Here is an 18,684-nt window from a genome sequence, read left to right as displayed (position 1 = left end):
GAATGATATATAGTAAAAAAATACAGAGAATTACAGAGAATATTGTTAATTTATACTTTTTTATTGACTCCATGCTTTTTGAAACCCTAGTACGCTATTCCAAGAAATAATCATTCCAGTATCTCCGTATTGATATCCTAAATGATATGCTATCATTGCTGTTGCTACAGATGGTGCAATTGCAGCAATTGGGGGAAGTAGAGCAGCTAGTATACCTGCTAATGTTGCAGTGGCAACAGTTACAGCAAGTCCTGTATAATATGAATCTAAATATATATAGTATCCCCACCAGTATGATTCAAGTTTGTTTATACCATTAGCTTCTACCCTAGCAACAGCCATATCATTTACTTCTACTCCAGCTTTTTCAAATACAGATTTCATTTGTTGATCAGAAAAAGTTATTTCAATTGATTTTTCTGCGCTTTTTACAGATTTATTGGTATTATTTTTAAGTAAGTTATTGGTATTTGATATATTTAATTTTACTTCTTTTATCTCACTTTCTGATAACATAGGATCGATGTAAATACTATTATCTAATACATACTCATCATTCTCAATATTTACATATTTATCAGCTTTTTTAATTAGTTCTTCACTCATTAAAGTTATATTTGGGTTAACATATTTTCCTGCTTTTATATGCTCATTATCAATAGAAAGTGAATTCGCTGACGCAGGTACACTAATATTGGTTGCCAGTGCAATCAGAATTATAGTACTTAGAAATTTACTTAATTTTATTTTCATAATACTCCTTCTTAACTATTATACTAGGCTTCTATACTATTTTACCAAATAAGAGAAAAAATGTAAATAAATTATATCAATTTTCTGAAATTTTTTAAAATAATTTAATTTAATTTTATATAAGGAAGTTATTAATTTTCCTATAAATTATTAATATAAAACCAAAGCTTTTGTAGCAATAACTAACCTTACATAGTTAGTGTAATACAAGATTCTTTTTAAATTATTAAGTTATCTTCTATCAAATTCTTTTTTTATATGATATGTTCATGTGAACTTTTGAAAATGCATATTGTGAATAATTAAGTCAATCTACTTTTTTGCTTTCGGAACTTTTCCCTAACTTATCCTATTGAAAATATTTATATTTATTTATTTCCTTAAATTTTCAAGTGTACATATGTAAGGTTGTATTGATTTGGAGGAAAGTAACAAAATAAGTAAACTTATATGGATACAATTTTTATAAATTATAACTAAATAACAAGTTGTAAAAGTAATAAGGAGAAATTTAATGAATTACTAAAAATAATCTATAAAAAATGCTTTATCAAGAATTATCAGAAAATTCATTAAAAGGATATTGACAGTTAAAAGGGAAAAGGTTTACAATGAAATTGAAAGTAAACACTTACATACTATAAAATTATTGAAATGGAGGATTAATATGGTTAATGTAGGAATAGTAGGGTTAGGACTTTATATACCAGAAACTAAAATGACAGCAAAAGAGATTTCAGAAGCAACAAATGGTATTTGGAGTGAAGAAGCTGTAATAAAAAAATTAGGAATAGTAGAAAAGACTATACCAGGAGAAAGTGATGGAACTCAAGAGATGGGAGTAAAGGCAGCTTTAGATGCACTAAAAGATGCTAATATGTCTCCAGAAGAAATAGATGTAATTTTATGTATGGGAGAGGAGTGGAAGGAGTATCCACTTACAACATCAGCTTTGTATATACAAGGGAAAATAGGTGCAAAAAATGCATGGGGAATAGATGTTCAAAATAGATGTTGCACAACAGTATCTGCATTAAAAATAGCTAAGGATATGCTTTTAGCAGATGAATCAATAGATACCATTATGGTAGTTGGAGGATATAGAAACGGAGACTTTGTTGATTATTCAGATTCAAACATGTCAATGATGTACAACCTATCAGCTGGGGGAGGTGCAATAATATTAAAGAAAAATGCAGGAAAAAATATTTTACTAGGATCACATATAAAAGCAGATGGAACCTTTTCAAGGGATGCAGGGGTAGAAATAGGTGGAATAGCAAATCCATTCAATTCAAATAATGTTGAAGAAGGATATAAGTCATTAAGACTAATGGATCCAAAACATATGAAAGATGGATTAAATGCAGTTTCAATGCCAAATTGGTTTGAATGTATTGATAAAGCTTTAGAAAAATCAGGATTAAAAAGAGAAGATATAGATTATCTTGCAGTACTACATTTTAAAAAATCTATGCATGATTTTATGCTAAAAGAACTAGGGCTAAAAGATGAGCAATCAATTTATTTATCAGATTACGGACATATGGGACAAGTAGATCAAATATTATCATTAAAACTTGCATTAAAAGATGGAAAGGTAAAGAAGGGTTCGGTAGTATTGATGATAGCTGCTGGAATCGGCTATGTATGGTCGGCAAACGTAATAAAATGGGGAGAGTGTTAAAGCATGGATACATTTTTTCAAATATTATTTAGTAGTTTAGAAACTGGAAGCGTTTATGCCTTGGCTGCACTTGGAATAATAATAATTTTTAGAACAAGTAAAACTACTAATTTTGCACAAGGTTCAATAGGAATGTTCAATGCTTTTGTTGCAACATTTGCTTTAATTCATTTTGGATTACCGTCATGGGGAGCAGCTATAATTGGAATGATTGCAGCTTTTGTATCTGGGGTATTAGTAGATATCATAATTATTAGAAAAGCTAAAAAGACATCAGCAGTAGGAAAGCAAATTATAACTTTTGGAATAATAATGCTATTTTTAGGAATAGCACCAATGATATTTGGTTCAACACCACTAAATTTTCCTAAATTCATAGAAAGTGGAGCAGTTAATATATTCGGAGCATCTATATCTTATAATGCATTATTAAATATAATAGTTGGACTAATTATAATGGCAGTACTATTTTATTTTTTACAGAATACAAAATGGGGACTTGCTGTAAGAGTTACAGCATCTAATGAACAAACAGCTAGATTAATGGGAGTACCTACTTCATTAGTAACAATGGGAGCTTGGGCAATAGCTGCAGCATTAGGAACATTAGCAGCTTTAATGCTTGCACCAGCAATAACTGTAAATGTATCTATGATGGATAATGTTCAAACTAATGCACTTATAGCCTGTGTACTAGGTGGATTCCAAACCTTCTATGGCCCAGTACTTGGAGCATATATAATTGGACTTGGTAGAAATGTACTTATATATTATGTTTCATCAACCTGGGGGGAGCCTATATTATTTACTTTAATTTTACTATTTATAGTTCTAAGACCGAATGGAATAATAGGCAAGAAAATAATAAAGAAGGTATAGGAGGCGCAAAAGTATGAAAAAACTATTTGAAAATAGATATAGTAAATATATTCTGCTTGGAATTATATTAGCATCATTACCATTATTACAAGATATGGGAATTATAAAAAGTTCAACTATAACTACTTTTGGAACAATACTATTTTATGCAATAGTAGCTGTAGGATTAAATGTTCTTTTAGGATATTCAGGTTTAATATCATTAGGTACTGCAGGATTTATGGGGTTTGGTGCATATTTATCTGCATACTTAACTCAAGATCTAAAATTACCATTTCTGGTTTCATTAATAATATCAATAATAGTTCCTTTAATAATAGGACTTTTAATAGGACTTGTATCATTAAGGATTTCAGGAATGTATCTAGCGATAGCAACCTTAGCAGTATCAGAAATATTTAAAAAGATATTCATTGAATTTGATAATATAACAGGAGGATTTTCGGGGAAAACAGCTTCATATCCAGAAATTTTTGGATTTGGCTTAAATAGGGATACAACGTTCATATTGATTGTAGTTATATTAATCATAGTCATGATACTTACAGATAATTTTATACATTCATCAACAGGAAGAGCACTACTTACAATGAGAGTTAGTGAGCCAGCTGCTCAAGCTATGGGAATTAATTTATTAAAATACAAACTTACAGCATTCGCAATAGCAACAGTATATGCATCTTTAGGAGGAGTGTTATACGTTCATTTTATAAGATTTTCTTATCCAGCCACATGGAATTTACTTTTATCTCTACAAATACTAGCGGTAATAGTTATTGGAGGGTTAAGAACTATTACGGGCCCTATTATAGGTTCAATAATAGTATTTGGGGTGCCAGAATTAATATTAAAGCAGCTTCCGGTAATAGGTAGTATAGATGGACTTGCTTATATTTTTACAGGAATATTAATAATCATCGTAATACTATTTTATCCACACGGATTGATCTATATAGGAAAAGATATTAAAAAATATATTAATAAGAAGAAGGTGAAAGTAAATGAGCTTAATGCAAACACTTAAGGTTGAAAATTTATCAATAGCATTTGGAGGGTTAAAAGCTGTTGATGATTTAAGCTTTCATATAAATCAAGGAGAAATATATGGATTAATAGGACCAAATGGGGCAGGTAAAACTACTGTATTTAATTGCATAACTCAATTTTATAAGCCTAATAGTGGAAAAGTAATATTTAAAACAATAGAAGATAAAGATGTAAATTTAGTAGAAAAAAGTACTCATGACATTATAAGGCTTGGCTTAGTTAGAACATTCCAGAATGTTGAGGTTATTCAAGATTTAAGTTTATTAGAAAATCTACTTATAGGAGCACATATTGCTTATAAGTCAGGACTATTTTCTAATTCATTAAGAACTAGAAAGTCTAAAAAGGAAGAAGAAAAAAATATAGAAAAGGCAGAAAAAATTTTAGAATTCTTAGGAATCGAAAGTAAGAAAAATGAACTTGCAGGTGGACAACCTTATGGAATATTAAAAAAGATAGAACTAGGAAGAACTCTTATGAGCAACCCTAAATTAATAATTCTAGATGAACCTGCAGCCGGACTAAATGATACTGAAACTTTAGAATTAGCAAAATTAATTAGGAATATAAGAGATGAATACAAATGTAACATTTTATTAGTAGAACATGATATGAGACTTGTAATGGATATCTGTGATCGAATATGTGCAATATCTTTTGGAAAAAAATTAGCTGAAGGAACTCCAAAGGAAATTCAATGTAATAAAGATGTTCAAGAAGCTTATTTAGGAAAGGAGGAGTAAGATGGATAAAATAGTGTTAAAAATTAATAATCTTACTGTTTCTTATGGAAGTATAAAAGCCTTAAAAGGAATAGATATAGAGGTTCCAGAAGGCCAAATAGTTGCCTTACTTGGAGCAAATGGTGCTGGTAAAACAACTACTTTAAAGACTATATCTGGAATAGTAGAAGCAGAAAGTGGAAGTATAGAGTTTTGTGAAAAAAACATAACTAATTTATCAGCAGAAAAAATTACATCTTTAGGAATCGTTCAATCACCAGAAGGGAGACAAGTTTTTCCTGATATAACAGTTGAAGAAAATTTAAGAATAGGTGCATTTACAGTAAAGAAGAAAAAAGAAATAGAACGCAATTTTGAAAGAGTATATAGATATTTTCCAATATTAAAAGAAAGAAGAAAACAAATAGCAGGAACCTTAAGTGGAGGAGAGCAACAAATGCTTGCAATAGCAAGAGCACTAATGGCAAGTCCAAAGCTACTACTTTTAGATGAGCCATCTTTAGGATTAGCTCCACTTATAGTAAAAAATATATTTGAAATTGTAAAAGAGATAAATCAAGAAGGAACAACGGTGCTAATAATTGAGCAAAATGCTCTTCAAACATTAAAGATAGCGGACTATGCTTATGTATTAGAGGTTGGAGAAATAAATATGAAAGGAAAAGCTGGTGAATTAATTCAAGATAAGAGATTATTAGAGGCTTATCTTGGAGGAGAGTAAAGTTTTTAGGGAGTAATCCTTAATATAATTAAAAATAAAAATAATGTATGGAGGGAATTTTTATGAGAAAAAAAATTGCATTGCTTTTAGCTTCGCTTACTTTAACAATGACTTTTGCTGGTTGTGGCAAAAAAGAGGAAGCAGCACAAGGTGTTACTGAAACATCAATAAAGGTAGGAAATAGTATAGCTACTTCAGGAGCATTTGCTCCAGTAGGAGTTCCATTTAAAGCTGGTATTGAAGCTTACTTTAAGATGGTAAATGAAGGGGGAGGAGTTAAAGGAAGAAAAATAGAATATGTTCATCAAGATGACGAGTTCAATCCAGAAAAAGGAAAAGCTATTTTAGATAAGCTTGTAAATGATGAGAAAGTATTTGCTATAGTAGGGCACTTTGGAACTCCAGTTGTAGGAGCAACACTAGATGACCTTAAAGAAATAGGTATCCCTTCAGTTTATTTTGCTACAGGTACAGGAATATTATATAACGAAAATGCTACAAAAGGTGAAGGCGATAATATATTTCCAGTACAACCTGTATATCCAATGGAAGGTCGTATAATGGCTGCTTGGGCAAAGGGAGAATTTAAGGCAGACAAAATAGGTGTAATCTACACTAATGATGATGCAGGTAAGGATTTAGTTAAGGGTGTTGAAACAGAAGCTAAAAACATGGGCGGAGTTGAAGTTATAAGTGAGCAAGTTGCGCCAGGAGCAGAAGATGTTTCAGCAGCAGTAACTAAAATTAAGAACTCAGATGTAGATGCAATAATAATAGCTGGGATTCAAGGAACTTTCCCTCAAATAGCTAAAGAACTAGCTAAGCAAGGAAATACAAAACCAGCTATAACTACTTACGTAAATGGCGATAAAACAATGGTTGAAGCAATAAAATCAGATGTAGCTGATAAATTTGAAATTTATAGTAATTGTTGGGTAGATGTAACAACTCCAGCAATGGCAGAATTTCAAAAATGGGTTAAACAAGCATCAACTGAAGATTTTTCAGCAAATGCGTATGCTATGACTGGTTGGATAGCGGCTGATTTCTTTGTAAAAGGCTTAGAAAAAGTCGATGGAGAAATAACTTGGGAAAATTATATAAAGGCTATGGAAAAAGAGCCAATAAAGAATCCTTTTGGAGGTAACATAGATTTTGCGGATGGCAAGAGACTTGGTACACAAGAAATGTCTTTAGTAAAAATGGATATAAAAAGTGCAATAGGTTGGTCTCCATATATTGGATTTAAGAGTATAAATGATATATTAGGAAAATAAATTATCTTTATGTTTTGTCTATCAGCCAAGAAACACATAAGAAATCTTGGCTGATAGTATAAAAAACTTATAGGAGGGTTTAATATGTTACAAACAGTTAAATCAAAAGACGTAATTAATGGGAAATATATAACTATTGAAGAGGCATTAGGCAAAATAAAAACTGGAGATATTATAGTTTCTGCTCTTGCAGCAGCAGAACCAAGAGAAATATTAAGAAATTTGCATAATATATCTGATAGAGTGAAAGATGTTACAGTAACAACATGCTTACCTATAGAAATGGCAGAATATTTTATAAATCCAAGCTATAAAGAATCATTTAAAATGGATGGATGGTTTTATACCGCAGCAATGAGAAAAGCACATGGGAATGGAAATATTTCATTTATACCCAACCATTTACATTTAGCCGCAATAAAAAGATTAGTTCATAAAAGGCCAAATATATTTATAGGAACTGCAACTATGCCAGATAAACATGGATATGTTTCTTTATCCTTAAGTAATGTATATGAAAAAAGAATGATAGAGGAAGCAGAGTTAGTAATTTTAGAGATAAATCCAAACTATCCAAGAACCTTTGGAGATGTAGAGGTTCATATAAATGATATAGATTATATGATAGAAACAAATTATGATGTTCCAGAACTTTTAGATGTTGAGCCAAATGAAAAAGATTTAAGGATAGGTAAGTTTATATCAGATAGGATTAATGATGGTGATTGTATTCAACTAGGAATTGGTGGAATACCTAATGCAGTTGCAGCTTCATTAGTTAACAAAAAGGACTTGGGAATTCATACAGAAATGTTTACAACAGGTATGATGAAACTTGTAAAATCAGGTGCAGTAAATGGCAAAAATAAAAATTTATATAAAGGAAAACATATAGCAGCTTTTGCTCTTGGAACAAAAGAATTGTATGACTTTATAAATGATAATCCATCAGTTATGATAATGGATGGACATTGGACAAATGATCCATATATAATTGGATTAAATGATAATCAAGTTTCTATAAATACAACAATAGAAATAGACTTAACAGGACAATGTGCGTCAGAATCAATAGGAACAATACAATTTAGCGGAACTGGCGGACAAGCAGATACAGCAATAGGAGCACAAAGATCAAAAAATGGACGTTCTTTTATAGCTTTGTATTCAACAGCTATGGTTAAAAAAAAGGACACTGGTGAAAGAGAAGAAATATCGAAAATAGTTCCATTTTTAAAACCAGGGGCAGCCGTAAGTTTATCAAGAAATGATGTTGATATGGTTGTTACTGAATATGGAATAGCAGAATTAAGAGGAACTACTATTAGTGAGAGAGTTTATAGATTAATAAATATAGCTCATCCAAAATTTAAGGAAGAACTTTTAAATAGTGCAAAGAGGCTAGGTCTAATTTAGAAAAGTTTAATTGGGGGTGTTAATATGCCTTTTATAAAATATAATGAAAAAAACATTTATTATGAAGTTCATGGAGAAGGAGAAGTTATAGTAATTTTAAATGGTATAATGATGTCACATATGAGTTGGAAAGCTTTTATTCCAGAACTCAGTAGAAATAATAAAGTTGTACTTTTAGATTTTCTAGATCAAGGAAAATCAGACAAAATGGATAGCTTATACAAACAAGATTTACAAGTTGAAGTAGTCAAGGCAGTAATAGATAAACTAGAATTAAATAAAATTAATTTATTCGGAATATCCTATGGAGGAGAAGTAGCACTTCAATTTGCACTAAAGTACAAAAATTTATTAAATAAATTAATATTATTTAACACTACAAGTAACACAAATTCATGGCTCCAAGATATTGGAAGAGGATGGATTAATGCAGCGGAAACAAAAGATGCAGAAACATTTTATAATGTAACAATACCAATAATATATTCACCAAGTTTTTATAATAAAAATATAGATTGGATGAATAAAAGAAGAAAAATTTTATATAAAGTATTTAAAGAAGACTTTCTTATATCGATGATAAGACTTATAAAAAGTGCAGAAGGATATGATGTTAAAGAAAAGCTAAATAAAATTGATATAAGTACATTAATAGTAAGCAGTGAATATGATTTTATAACTCCAGTTGCAGAGCAGGAGGATATTTACAAAGGTATTCCTAATTCCCAATATATATTAATAAGAGAATGTGGGCATGCATCTATGTATGAAAAGCCTAATGAATTTATTAACATATTAAAAGGATATTTATTTGTTGAGAAAGAAATAAAAATAGTATAATATAGTAATATAAAGAATGTAAGGGAGTACTTACTATATAACTAAACTGCTGAAAGGGAGAAAAATAATGAAATACAACAATGATACAAGTAAAAAGATAATGAAAGTGGCATTAAAGTTATTTTCTGAGCAGGGATATTATCCGACTACAACAAAGCAAATAGCAGAGGAAGCAGGAGTAAATGAATTAACTATTTTTAGGCATTTTGGGTCAAAAAGTAACTTGTTTCAAGTAACTACGGAACATTATGTAGTAGATTCTCATGTTGATTATATATTAAATGATACAGAAGAATTAAATTTTGAAGATAGTATGATGTTAATTTCAAAGAGAATTTATGATTTACTTGTTCAAAATACTAAGCTTTATAAAGTTCAAATGAAGCTTGCAGATAATGAAAAAGATTTTGTTAGACTTAAGCTTTCAAGAAAGTTAATAAGTGTTCTTATTGAATACTTTATAAAATTAAATGAAGAAAATATAACAAAGGGAAATCCGGAGATAATGGCTGTAACATTAATTAATAGCCTTTTAGGAGCATTTACAGTTGAGCTATTAAGTGATAACACCATAACAAAAATATCATGGGAAGATTTAGTTAAAGAACATACAAGACAATTTATTGCATTATATAAATTATAATCAATATTCTACAATTAGAAATTCATACAAAATTTAAAAAATATATTAATAAATAAAATTAATTAATCTTACTCCAAAAGGAAGGATTAATTTTTTTAAAACAATATGTAAGTAAGTACTTACAAATATGGAGGGTTAAAATGTTAAGATTAGAAAATAAAGTTGCTATAGTTACAGGAGCATCTCAAGGAATTGGAAGATGTATTGCAGAGACATTTGCTAGAGAAGGGGCTAAGGTAATAGCTGTTGATATGAATAAGTTACCTTATGAGAATAAGAATATATATGGATATGAAGTAAACGTTACCGATAGAAATGGAATAAAAGTATTTTTTGATACTATAACAGAGAAATTTGGACGAGTAGATATTTTAGTTAATAATGCAGGTATAACTAGAGATGCATTAATCCAAAAAATGACAGAAGAAATGTGGGATTTAGTTATAAATGTTAATTTAAAGGGATTATTTAATATTGCACAATTAGTAGGACCTCACATGATGGAACAAGGGATAGGTTCAATAATTAATATAGCATCTATAGTTGGTGAGTATGGTAATGTTGGACAAACTAATTATGCTGCAACAAAAGCAGGTGTAATAGGAATGACAAAGACTTGGGCTAAGGAATTTGCAAGAAAAGGGGCAAAGGTAAGAGTTAATTCAGTAGCACCCGGCTATATAAATACAGATATGATGAAAACTGTACCAGAAAAGGTATTAGAGAATATGAGAGGAAAAACTATGCTTGGAAGACTTGGAGAGCCAGAGGAAATTGCAAATGCGGTTTTATTCTTAGCTAGTGATGAATCATCATATATAACAGGACATAATTTATCAGTTAATGGTGGAATGAGATTGTAGGAGGATGAATATGAGAGATGTAGTTATAGTATCAGCAGTAAGAACTCCAATTGGAAGTTTTGGAGGAAGTTTATCTAAGTTTACTGCTGTAGATTTAGGAGTATTTGCAGCTAAGGAAGCTATAAAGAGAGCAAAGATAAACCCAGAAGAAATAAATGAAGTATTAATAGGAAATGTTCTTGGGAGTGGGCTTGGGCAAAATATAGCAAGACAAATATCAGTAAAGTCAGGAATTCCAGTTGAAGTACCAAGTATGACATTAAATAAACTTTGTGGATCAGGGCTCAGATCAATTACCTTAGCAGTACAAGAAATCATGCTAGGAGATGCTGATGTGATTTTATGCGGAGGAACTGAAAGTATGAGTAATGCCCCATATATAATTCCTTCAGCTAGGTTTGGACAAAGAATGGGACATGGGAAATTAGTAGATACGATGATAGAAGATGGATTAACAGATGCTTTTAATAAATATCACATGGGTATAACAGCAGAAAATATAGCAGAAAAATGGAACATATCAAGAGAAGAACAAGACAAATTTGCCGTAGAAAGCCAAAGAAAGGCAATAGAAGCTCAAAAGTTAGGAAAATTTAATGAGGAAATAGTTAAAATTGAAATTCCAAATAAAAAGGGAGAACCTAGTATATTTGATAAAGATGAGTATATAAAGTCAGGCGTAACTTTAGAGAAATTAAGTAAGTTAAAAACTGCTTTTAAGAAAGAGGGTACTGTAACTGCAGGAAATTCATCAGGAATCAATGATGGAGCCGCTATTCTTATAGTAATGAGTAAAGAAAAAGCAGATAATTTAGGATTAAAACCATTAGCAACGATAAGAGGATATGGATCAGCGGGAGTAGATCCATCAATAATGGGCTATGGACCTGTGCCAGCAACTAGAAATGCTTTAAAAAAGGCAAATTGGACAGTAAAGGATTTAGATTTAATTGAAGCTAATGAAGCCTTTGCAGCACAATCAATTTCAGTAGTCAATGATTTAGAATTAGATTTATCTAAAGTTAATGTAAATGGCGGAGCAATAGCATTAGGACATCCTATAGGTTGTTCAGGTGCCAGAATAGTAGTTACATTACTTCATGAAATGCAAAGAAGAGATGCTAAAAAAGGATTAGCCACACTTTGCATAGGTGGAGGAATGGGAACAGCAATATTAGTTGAAAGATAGTAATAGGAGGAGAGTATTAATATGAAAGGTAAAACTATAAATGAAATAAATTTAGGAGATAAATCTAGTTATAGCAGAACAGTATGTGAGGCCGATGTAATTTTATTTGGAGGTGTGAGTGGTGATTTAAATCCAGCACATTTCAATGAAGAATATTCTAAAGACACTATGTTTAAGGGAAGAATAGCTCATGGTATGTTATCAGCTGGGTATATATCAACTGTGCTTGGAATGCAACTTCCAGGGCCAGGAACTATATATCTTTCACAGGAATTAAAATTTACATCCCCAGTTAGATTTGGAGATACTATAACAGCAACAGTAGAAGTTATTGAAAGATTAGAAGAAAAAAATAGAATAACTCTTGAAACAATTTGTACAAATCAAAGAGGTGAAGTTGTAGTTAAAGGAAAGGCTGTAGTAATGCCTCCTAAATAATATTTTTTACAACTTATATATAAAGTTTTTATAAAAATATCCTAACATTAGGGGGAAAGACATGGAACTTTTAAATAAATTATATGAACTTGCTAAATCAAATATAAAGAAGATTGTTTTACCAGAAGGAGAAGAAGAAAGAACTATATTAGCTGCTAGTAAAATAAAAGATATAAATGTAGCACATCCCATATTAATTGGTAATTATGAAGCTATTTTAAATAAGGCAAAAAAATTAAATGTAAATATTGATGAAATAGATATAATAGATCCAGAAAAATCAGATAAACTTCAATATTATATAGAGAAGTTTTACGAGTTAAGAAAAAATAAGGGAGTGACTATAGAAAAAGCTAAAAGCATAGTTAGGGATCCACTATATTTTGGTACAATGATGGTAAAATGTAATGATGCGGATGGAATGGTATCGGGAGCAATTCATACAACAGGAGATCTACTAAGACCAGGGCTTCAAGTAATAAAAACTTTAAAAGGTGCTTCAGTAGTATCAAGTTTCTTTATAATGATGGTTCCTAATTCATGTTATGGAGAAGAAGGGATGTTATTATTTGCTGATTGTGCTGTAAATCCAAATCCAGATTATAAAGAACTTGCAGAAATAGCAATAGCAACAGCAGATACAGCAAGAAATGTTTGTAAAATAGAGCCAAAAGTTGCAATGTTAAGTTTTTCAACTATGGGATCAGCAGATCATGAAACAGTAGAGAAAGTAAGAATGGCAACAGAATTAGCCAAGAATATGAGACCAGATTTATTAATTGATGGAGAATTACAGCTAGATTCTGCAATAGTACAAAAAGTTGCAAAGCAAAAAGCACCAAATAGTAGTGTAGCTGGAAGAGCTAATGTTTTAATATTTCCAGATTTGCAATCAGGTAATATAGGATACAAACTTGTACAAAGATTTGCTAATGCTGAAGCTATAGGACCGATATGTCAAGGGTTTGCTAAACCTATAAATGATTTATCTAGAGGGTGCTCAGTAGAGGATATAGTAAATGTAGTAGTTTTGACTTCTGTACAATCCCAATCAAAAATTACATTGTAGTAGAGGTGAAGATAAAATATGAAAATACTAGTTATTAATTGTGGAAGTTCATCATTAAAATATCAACTAATAGAGATGAATACTGAGGAGGTTATGTGCCAAGGTTTAGTTGAAAGAATTGGCTTAGCTGACTCTGTATTAACTCATAAGAATCCTATCGGAAAAAAGTATGTTGTAAATGGAAAATTCACAAATCATAAAGAGGCTATTAATATAGTTCTGGAAACATTGCTGGATAAAAAATATGGTGTTATACAAGATATAAATGAAATTTATGCTGTAGGCCATAGAGTAGTTCATGGTGGAGAAAAATATTCTAATTCAGTTCTTATAGATGATGAAGTTTTATGTCATTTAGAGGAATGTATAAAATTAGCACCAATTCATAATCCACCTAATATAACAGGAATAAAAGCATGTAAAGAATTAATGCCAAATACTCCTATGATAGCAGTATTTGATACTGCATTCCATCAAACTATGCCACAGGAAGCTTATATATATCCTATAGAGTATAGTTTGTATGAGAAATATGGTATAAGAAAATATGGATTTCATGGAACTTCTCATAAATATGTTTCACAAAAGCTTGGAGAAGTATTAAACAGAGATATTAAAGATATGAAAATAATTAGTTGTCATTTAGGAAATGGAGCTAGTATATGTGCAATAAAAGATGGTAAATCTATAGATACTTCTATGGGCTTTACTCCTCTTGCTGGAATAGCTATGGGAACAAGATGCGGTAATATTGATCCATCAATATCCACATTCTTAATTGAGGAGTGTGGATATACGCCAGAAGAAGCAAGTGATTCTCTTAATAAAAAGTCAGGAGTATTAGGGATATCTGGAGTTAGTTCAGATTTTAGAGATTTAGAAAAATCTGCATTAGAGGGAAATAGAAGAGCAAAATTAGCTTTAGATATTTTTTATTACAGAATAAGAGGTCAAATAGCTGCTTATGCTGCACATATGGGTGGAGTAGATGCAATTATCTTCACAGCAGGTATAGGTGAAAATTCAAGTATAACAAGAAAATCTTGTTTAGAAGGAATGGATTTCTTAGGAATAAAAATTGATGATAAGTGGAATGACGTAAGAGGAGAGATAGTTGAAATAAGTACTGAAGATTCTCAAGTTAAAGTATTTGTTATTCCAACTAACGAGGAACTAATGATAGCAAATGAAACATTAGAAGTTCTAAATAATATTTAGCTCTCAATACTTATATATAAAAGGATGTAGATATATAGTTTTATTAGATAACTAATAAAAACCCCTTAAACTACATCCTTTATTTTTACTTATAAATTAAATTAGTATTCAAACTTAATATTTAGCTTTTAATATCTGTATATTGAGTTTTAGATATTTACCATTGTCCAGGGTATGCAATAACATTGACTGTAACTGTTCTTCGACCAAAAGCAAAGCATTCTTCATTAGAATTCATATAAACATCTATTTTATTTCCTTTAATTGCGCCGCCTGTATCTGAAGCAATAGCATAGCCATAACCTTCAACATAAACTTTAGAACCTAAAGGAATAACACTTGGATCAATAGCAACTGTGCTTAATCCATTAGGATCACGGACAGGCTTAAGACCCATTGCAGTAATGCCATGTCCAGTATAAGCTGTTGCAATCATAGAATATGTAGATAAATACCCACTGGAATTTTCCACTGAATTGGAAGTTGCCTGATTACTTTCGCTTAAAGAAATTATATAATTACCAGAATCAATAGCAGCATTTACTAAATCTATGACATAATTACTGTTAAGTTGAGGCAACATATATTGTAGTGTATTAATAGCATTTTGAATTTCAGAAATTGATGAGGAATCTGAGTTTATAATTGACAATGGATAAGAAACTAAATTTTCTTCATTTACTTCAATTATAGCCATAATTTCATCTTTTCTTGAGTTTAATTCATCTAAAAGTTTTTGTTGAGTTTCTTTTTTATTATTTACTTCATTTAAATTAGTTTCAATAGATTTTTTTAATTGAAGCAAATTATCTTGTTTTTTTTGAATTTCATTTGCATTTTTATCAAGAGATTCTCTTTTCTCATTTACTTCTAAAATCATTTCTTTGTCTACTGAAATTATTTTACTCATGGTTTGGACTCTATCCAACATATCAAATATATTTTCAGAAGTTATTAAATAAACAATCATATCTGTAGCCATATTACTTTTATACATGGAACGAACACGTCCATCAATAGTTTTTTGCTTGTCCTCAATTTCTAGCTTTGCTTCTTCAATTTTATGGTTAATAGTTGTTATTTCATTTTCAGTATCTTGGATTTCAGAGTTATTTTCATCTAGCTTAGAATTAAGACCTTCTATTTCAATATTTAATTTAGCTATTTCAGTATCTAGCTCTAAAGTATCCTCATCTAATTGTTCATATTTAACTTTATTATCTTGGATAACTTGTGTTTCCGAAGAATTAGGTTCTGCAAATGCTATATTAGTATTATTTAAAAGTAACAATAATACCATGCTTGCAGATAATAAAGTTCTTTTTGCCAAAATATACACCTCCAATTAAAATCAAGCAAAGGCTACATTCAATTATATGATGGATTTCATATAATATTCTTTGATATTTTATATCCTACAATAAATATCAAAGATTGGCAAGTTTGTAATAGAAAAGTCACAAAGCAATTTATTAGCGAATAGTGAAAGAGTGAAAAGTTAATGATTTTTTCCTCAACTCTTTCACTCTTCACTTTTTCATTCTTTCATTTTCAGTGGGTTTTATTTCATAAGTCTAACTAATATTGCTTTTTGAACATGAAGTCTATTTTCAGCTTCTTCAAAAATCGTATCTGAATGTTTTTCAAGAATTTCTTCGGTTATTTCTTCTTCTCTATGAGCAGGTAAACAATGTAGTACAATAGCATCATTCTTGGCAAGAGTCATAAGTTCAGAATTAACTTGATATCCTTTAAAAGCCATCATTCTTTCATTAACCTCTTTTTCTTTTCCCATACTTGCCCAAACATCAGTAATTACTACATCTGCATCTAGAACAGCTTCTCTCGGGTTATTAACTATTTTAAAAGTTAAATCATTATTTTTAGCGATCTCATTACCTTTATTTATATAATAATCTGTTACCATATAGTCATCAGGTATTGCTAATGAAATATTCATTCCAACAGTCAAGCAGCCAATAATAAGAGATTGAGCCATATTATTTCCATCTCCTATATAAGCAACTTTTAATCCATCTAAAATATTTTTCTTTTCTCGTATAGTCATTAAATCAGCTAAAACTTGACAAGGGTGTTCGTCATCTGTAAGCCCATTTATTATAGGAATATTTGAACATTCAGCTAAACTTGCTACTTCATTTTGAGAGAATGTTCTTATCATTATTCCATTTAAATACCTAGATAATACCCTAGCTGTATCTTGGATAGGTTCCCCACGTCCAATTTGTAAATCATTTGAACTTAAAAATAATGGGTAACCTCCAAGTTGATACATACCAACTTCAAAAGAAACTCTAGTTCTAGTCGAAGATTTCTCAAAAATCATTCCAAGTGTTTTTCCTTTAAGATGATGATGTGTAATATTATGCTTTAATTCATATTTTAATTGATCCCCAAGATTTAAAATATCAAGAATTTCATCTTTAGATAAATCCTCCATTTTTAATAAGTCTTTATTCATTAAAAGCCCCCCTTTTTTTTATTAACAATTAACGATTAACAATTGATATAAAATGCGAAGCATTTTTCAGTTCACAGTGCACAATTCACAGTTTTCAGTTTTTGGAATAAAGTAACAGAGAACAGGGAATATGCTACACTTAACTAAGTTTTAAATTTCCCTCACCAATTATTTCTTTGCGTAGCTATTTAGCTTATGAAACATGTCTATTTATCGTAGCCTTTATATTCTGAATTTTTTATAGTTGTGAATTAAATAAAAATTGATTTTAGTATTTCCACTGCTTTCTTAATTTCATCTTTTGTTATTACAAGAGGAGGAAGTAGTCTAACTACGTTTTTACCAGCAGTTAGTAGTAGAAGCCCTTTTTCTAAGGCTTTTTGTTGTATTTCTGATGATGGTATTTCTGTTTCTATTCCTATCATCAGTCCTTTGCCCCTTATATCTTTAATTAAATTAGAATTTATATTCTTTAGTGAATTCATAAGATATTCACCATTTTCGGTGATTTCATTTAATTTCTCTTGAGTACATATATTGTTCAAAACTACTAATGCACCAGCACAAGCTACTGGATTTCCACCAAAGGTTGTACCATGATCACCAGCTTTGAAAACATTTGACAAATTTTCATTACATAAAAATCCTCCAATAGGTAATCCAGCTCCAAGTCCTTTAGCTATAGTTACAATATCAGGCTTGATATTGTAATGTTCATATCCAAATAGCTTTCCAGTTCGTCCTATTCCACATTGAACTTCATCAAAAATCATAAGAATGTCCTGTTTGTTGCATATTTTATAAACTTCATTTACAAATTCATAGTCAAGGGGATAAACTCCACCTTCACCTTGAATTGATTCCATAATAACTGCACAAACATCATTAGAAAGCTTTTCTTTAAAATCTTCTATATCATTTGCACTAAAGTAGTCAAAACCTTCAACAAAAGGGAAGAAGTAGTTATGAAATTTATCTTGTCCAGTAGCAGTTAAGGTTGCTAATGTTCTTCCATGAAAGGACTGTTTTAATGTTAATATTTTATTTCTTTTATTTCCATACTTATCAAAGCTATATTTTCTAGCTAATTTAATAGCACCTTCATTTGCTTCAGCTCCAGAATTGCAAAAGAATACCTTACTCATATCAGATAGACTAGTTATTTTATCAGCCAGATTTAAAGTTGTTTTATTTAAAAATATATTTGATATATGTTGTAGAGTAGAAGCAGCATTACTAATGGCTTCAACCCATTTTGAATTACAATAACCAAGACTATTTACACCAATTCCACTTGTAAAATCTAAATATTCATTGTTTTTATCATCATAAAGAAAACATCCATTTCCTTTAATTAAATTTACAGGTAGATATGAGTAAGTAGACATTAAAGATAAATCAGTTGACATATAAAAACCT

Annotated in this window: 18 protein-coding genes; 14 read left to right on the top strand and 4 right to left on the bottom strand. The window is 30.1% G+C overall.

The window, feature by feature from the left end:
* Positions 1-60 precede the first annotated feature (60 nt).
* Positions 61-753, bottom strand: coding sequence for a hypothetical protein (locus A500_RS02285; RefSeq protein WP_016205971.1), 693 nt, complete (start codon positions 751-753; stop codon positions 61-63).
* 667 nt (positions 754-1,420) lie between these two features.
* On the opposite strand from A500_RS02285, the gene A500_RS02280 reads away from it, so the two are divergent.
* From A500_RS02280 to A500_RS02215, 14 genes are all read left to right on the top strand, one after another.
* On the top strand, positions 1,421-2,440 hold the full coding sequence (locus A500_RS02280; RefSeq protein WP_016205970.1) for a 3-oxoacyl-ACP synthase: 1,020 nt from the start codon (positions 1,421-1,423) through the stop codon (positions 2,438-2,440).
* Between the two features lie 3 nt (positions 2,441-2,443).
* The gene (locus tag A500_RS02275) at positions 2,444-3,319 is read left to right on the top strand and encodes a branched-chain amino acid ABC transporter permease (protein WP_016205969.1); all 876 of its coding nucleotides are present in this window, start codon (positions 2,444-2,446) and stop codon (positions 3,317-3,319) included.
* 13 nt (positions 3,320-3,332) lie between these two features.
* Positions 3,333-4,343, top strand: a complete 1,011-nt coding sequence (locus A500_RS02270; RefSeq protein ID WP_016205968.1) for a branched-chain amino acid ABC transporter permease — start codon at positions 3,333-3,335, stop codon at positions 4,341-4,343.
* On the top strand, positions 4,330-5,109 hold the full coding sequence (locus tag A500_RS02265; RefSeq protein WP_040436446.1) for an ABC transporter ATP-binding protein: 780 nt from the start codon (positions 4,330-4,332) through the stop codon (positions 5,107-5,109). Before A500_RS02270 ends, A500_RS02265 begins: the two co-directional genes overlap by 14 nt.
* 13 nt (positions 5,110-5,122) lie before the next feature.
* The gene (locus A500_RS02260) at positions 5,123-5,830 is read left to right on the top strand and encodes an ABC transporter ATP-binding protein (protein WP_016205966.1); all 708 of its coding nucleotides are present in this window, start codon (positions 5,123-5,125) and stop codon (positions 5,828-5,830) included.
* A 62-nt stretch (positions 5,831-5,892) separates the two neighbouring features.
* The gene (locus A500_RS02255; protein ID WP_016205965.1) at positions 5,893-7,107 is read left to right on the top strand and encodes an ABC transporter substrate-binding protein; all 1,215 of its coding nucleotides are present in this window, start codon (positions 5,893-5,895) and stop codon (positions 7,105-7,107) included.
* An 84-nt stretch (positions 7,108-7,191) separates the two neighbouring features.
* A complete protein-coding gene (locus tag A500_RS02250) occupies positions 7,192-8,523 on the top strand; it encodes an acetyl-CoA hydrolase/transferase family protein (RefSeq protein WP_016205964.1) in 1,332 nt (443 codons plus the stop codon).
* 24 nt (positions 8,524-8,547) lie between these two features.
* The gene (locus A500_RS02245; protein WP_016205963.1) at positions 8,548-9,363 is read left to right on the top strand and encodes an alpha/beta fold hydrolase; all 816 of its coding nucleotides are present in this window, start codon (positions 8,548-8,550) and stop codon (positions 9,361-9,363) included.
* Positions 9,364-9,430: 67 nt separating this feature from the next.
* Positions 9,431-10,006, top strand: a complete 576-nt coding sequence (locus tag A500_RS02240; RefSeq protein WP_016205962.1) for a TetR/AcrR family transcriptional regulator — start codon at positions 9,431-9,433, stop codon at positions 10,004-10,006.
* Positions 10,007-10,146: 140 nt separating this feature from the next.
* Positions 10,147-10,869 (top strand): beta-ketoacyl-ACP reductase, encoded by a 723-nt coding sequence (locus tag A500_RS02235; RefSeq protein ID WP_016205961.1) that lies wholly within the window; start codon positions 10,147-10,149, stop codon positions 10,867-10,869.
* A 10-nt stretch (positions 10,870-10,879) separates the two neighbouring features.
* Positions 10,880-12,058: an acetyl-CoA C-acetyltransferase gene (locus tag A500_RS02230; RefSeq protein WP_016205960.1), complete on the top strand. Its 1,179-nt coding sequence runs from the start codon at positions 10,880-10,882 to the stop codon at positions 12,056-12,058.
* Positions 12,059-12,079: 21 nt separating this feature from the next.
* Positions 12,080-12,496, top strand: a complete 417-nt coding sequence (locus A500_RS02225) for a MaoC family dehydratase (protein WP_016205959.1) — start codon at positions 12,080-12,082, stop codon at positions 12,494-12,496.
* A 61-nt stretch (positions 12,497-12,557) separates the two neighbouring features.
* Positions 12,558-13,565, top strand: a complete 1,008-nt coding sequence (pta, locus tag A500_RS02220; protein ID WP_016205958.1) for a phosphate acetyltransferase — start codon at positions 12,558-12,560, stop codon at positions 13,563-13,565.
* A gap of 18 nt (positions 13,566-13,583) precedes the next feature.
* On the top strand, positions 13,584-14,783 hold the full coding sequence (locus A500_RS02215) for an acetate/propionate family kinase (RefSeq protein ID WP_016205957.1): 1,200 nt from the start codon (positions 13,584-13,586) through the stop codon (positions 14,781-14,783).
* A gap of 157 nt (positions 14,784-14,940) precedes the next feature.
* Here the strand turns inward: A500_RS02215 and A500_RS21590 are convergent, their stop codons facing one another.
* The 3 genes from A500_RS21590 to A500_RS02200 all read right to left on the bottom strand — a co-directional run bounded on the left by A500_RS21590 (position 14,941) and on the right by A500_RS02200 (position 18,674).
* Positions 14,941-16,113 carry a 3D domain-containing protein gene (locus A500_RS21590; RefSeq protein ID WP_016205956.1) on the bottom strand — a complete coding sequence of 391 codons (1,173 nt, stop codon included), beginning with the start codon at positions 16,111-16,113 and terminating at the stop codon, positions 14,941-14,943.
* 231 nt (positions 16,114-16,344) lie between these two features.
* A complete protein-coding gene (gene argF / locus A500_RS02205; protein WP_016205955.1) occupies positions 16,345-17,265 on the bottom strand; it encodes an ornithine carbamoyltransferase in 921 nt (306 codons plus the stop codon).
* Positions 17,266-17,516: 251 nt separating this feature from the next.
* Complete coding sequence (locus A500_RS02200; RefSeq protein ID WP_016205954.1) at positions 17,517-18,674, bottom strand: aspartate aminotransferase family protein; 1,158 nt, start codon at positions 18,672-18,674, stop codon at positions 17,517-17,519.
* Between the last annotated feature and the right edge of the window lie 10 nt (positions 18,675-18,684).

Origin of the sequence: Clostridium sartagoforme AAU1, from assembly GCF_000401215.1 — a bacterium.
Taxonomy (GTDB): Bacteria; Bacillota; Clostridia; order Clostridiales; family Clostridiaceae; genus Clostridium; species Clostridium sartagoforme.
This window is presented reverse-complemented; position numbering and strand designations above follow the sequence as displayed.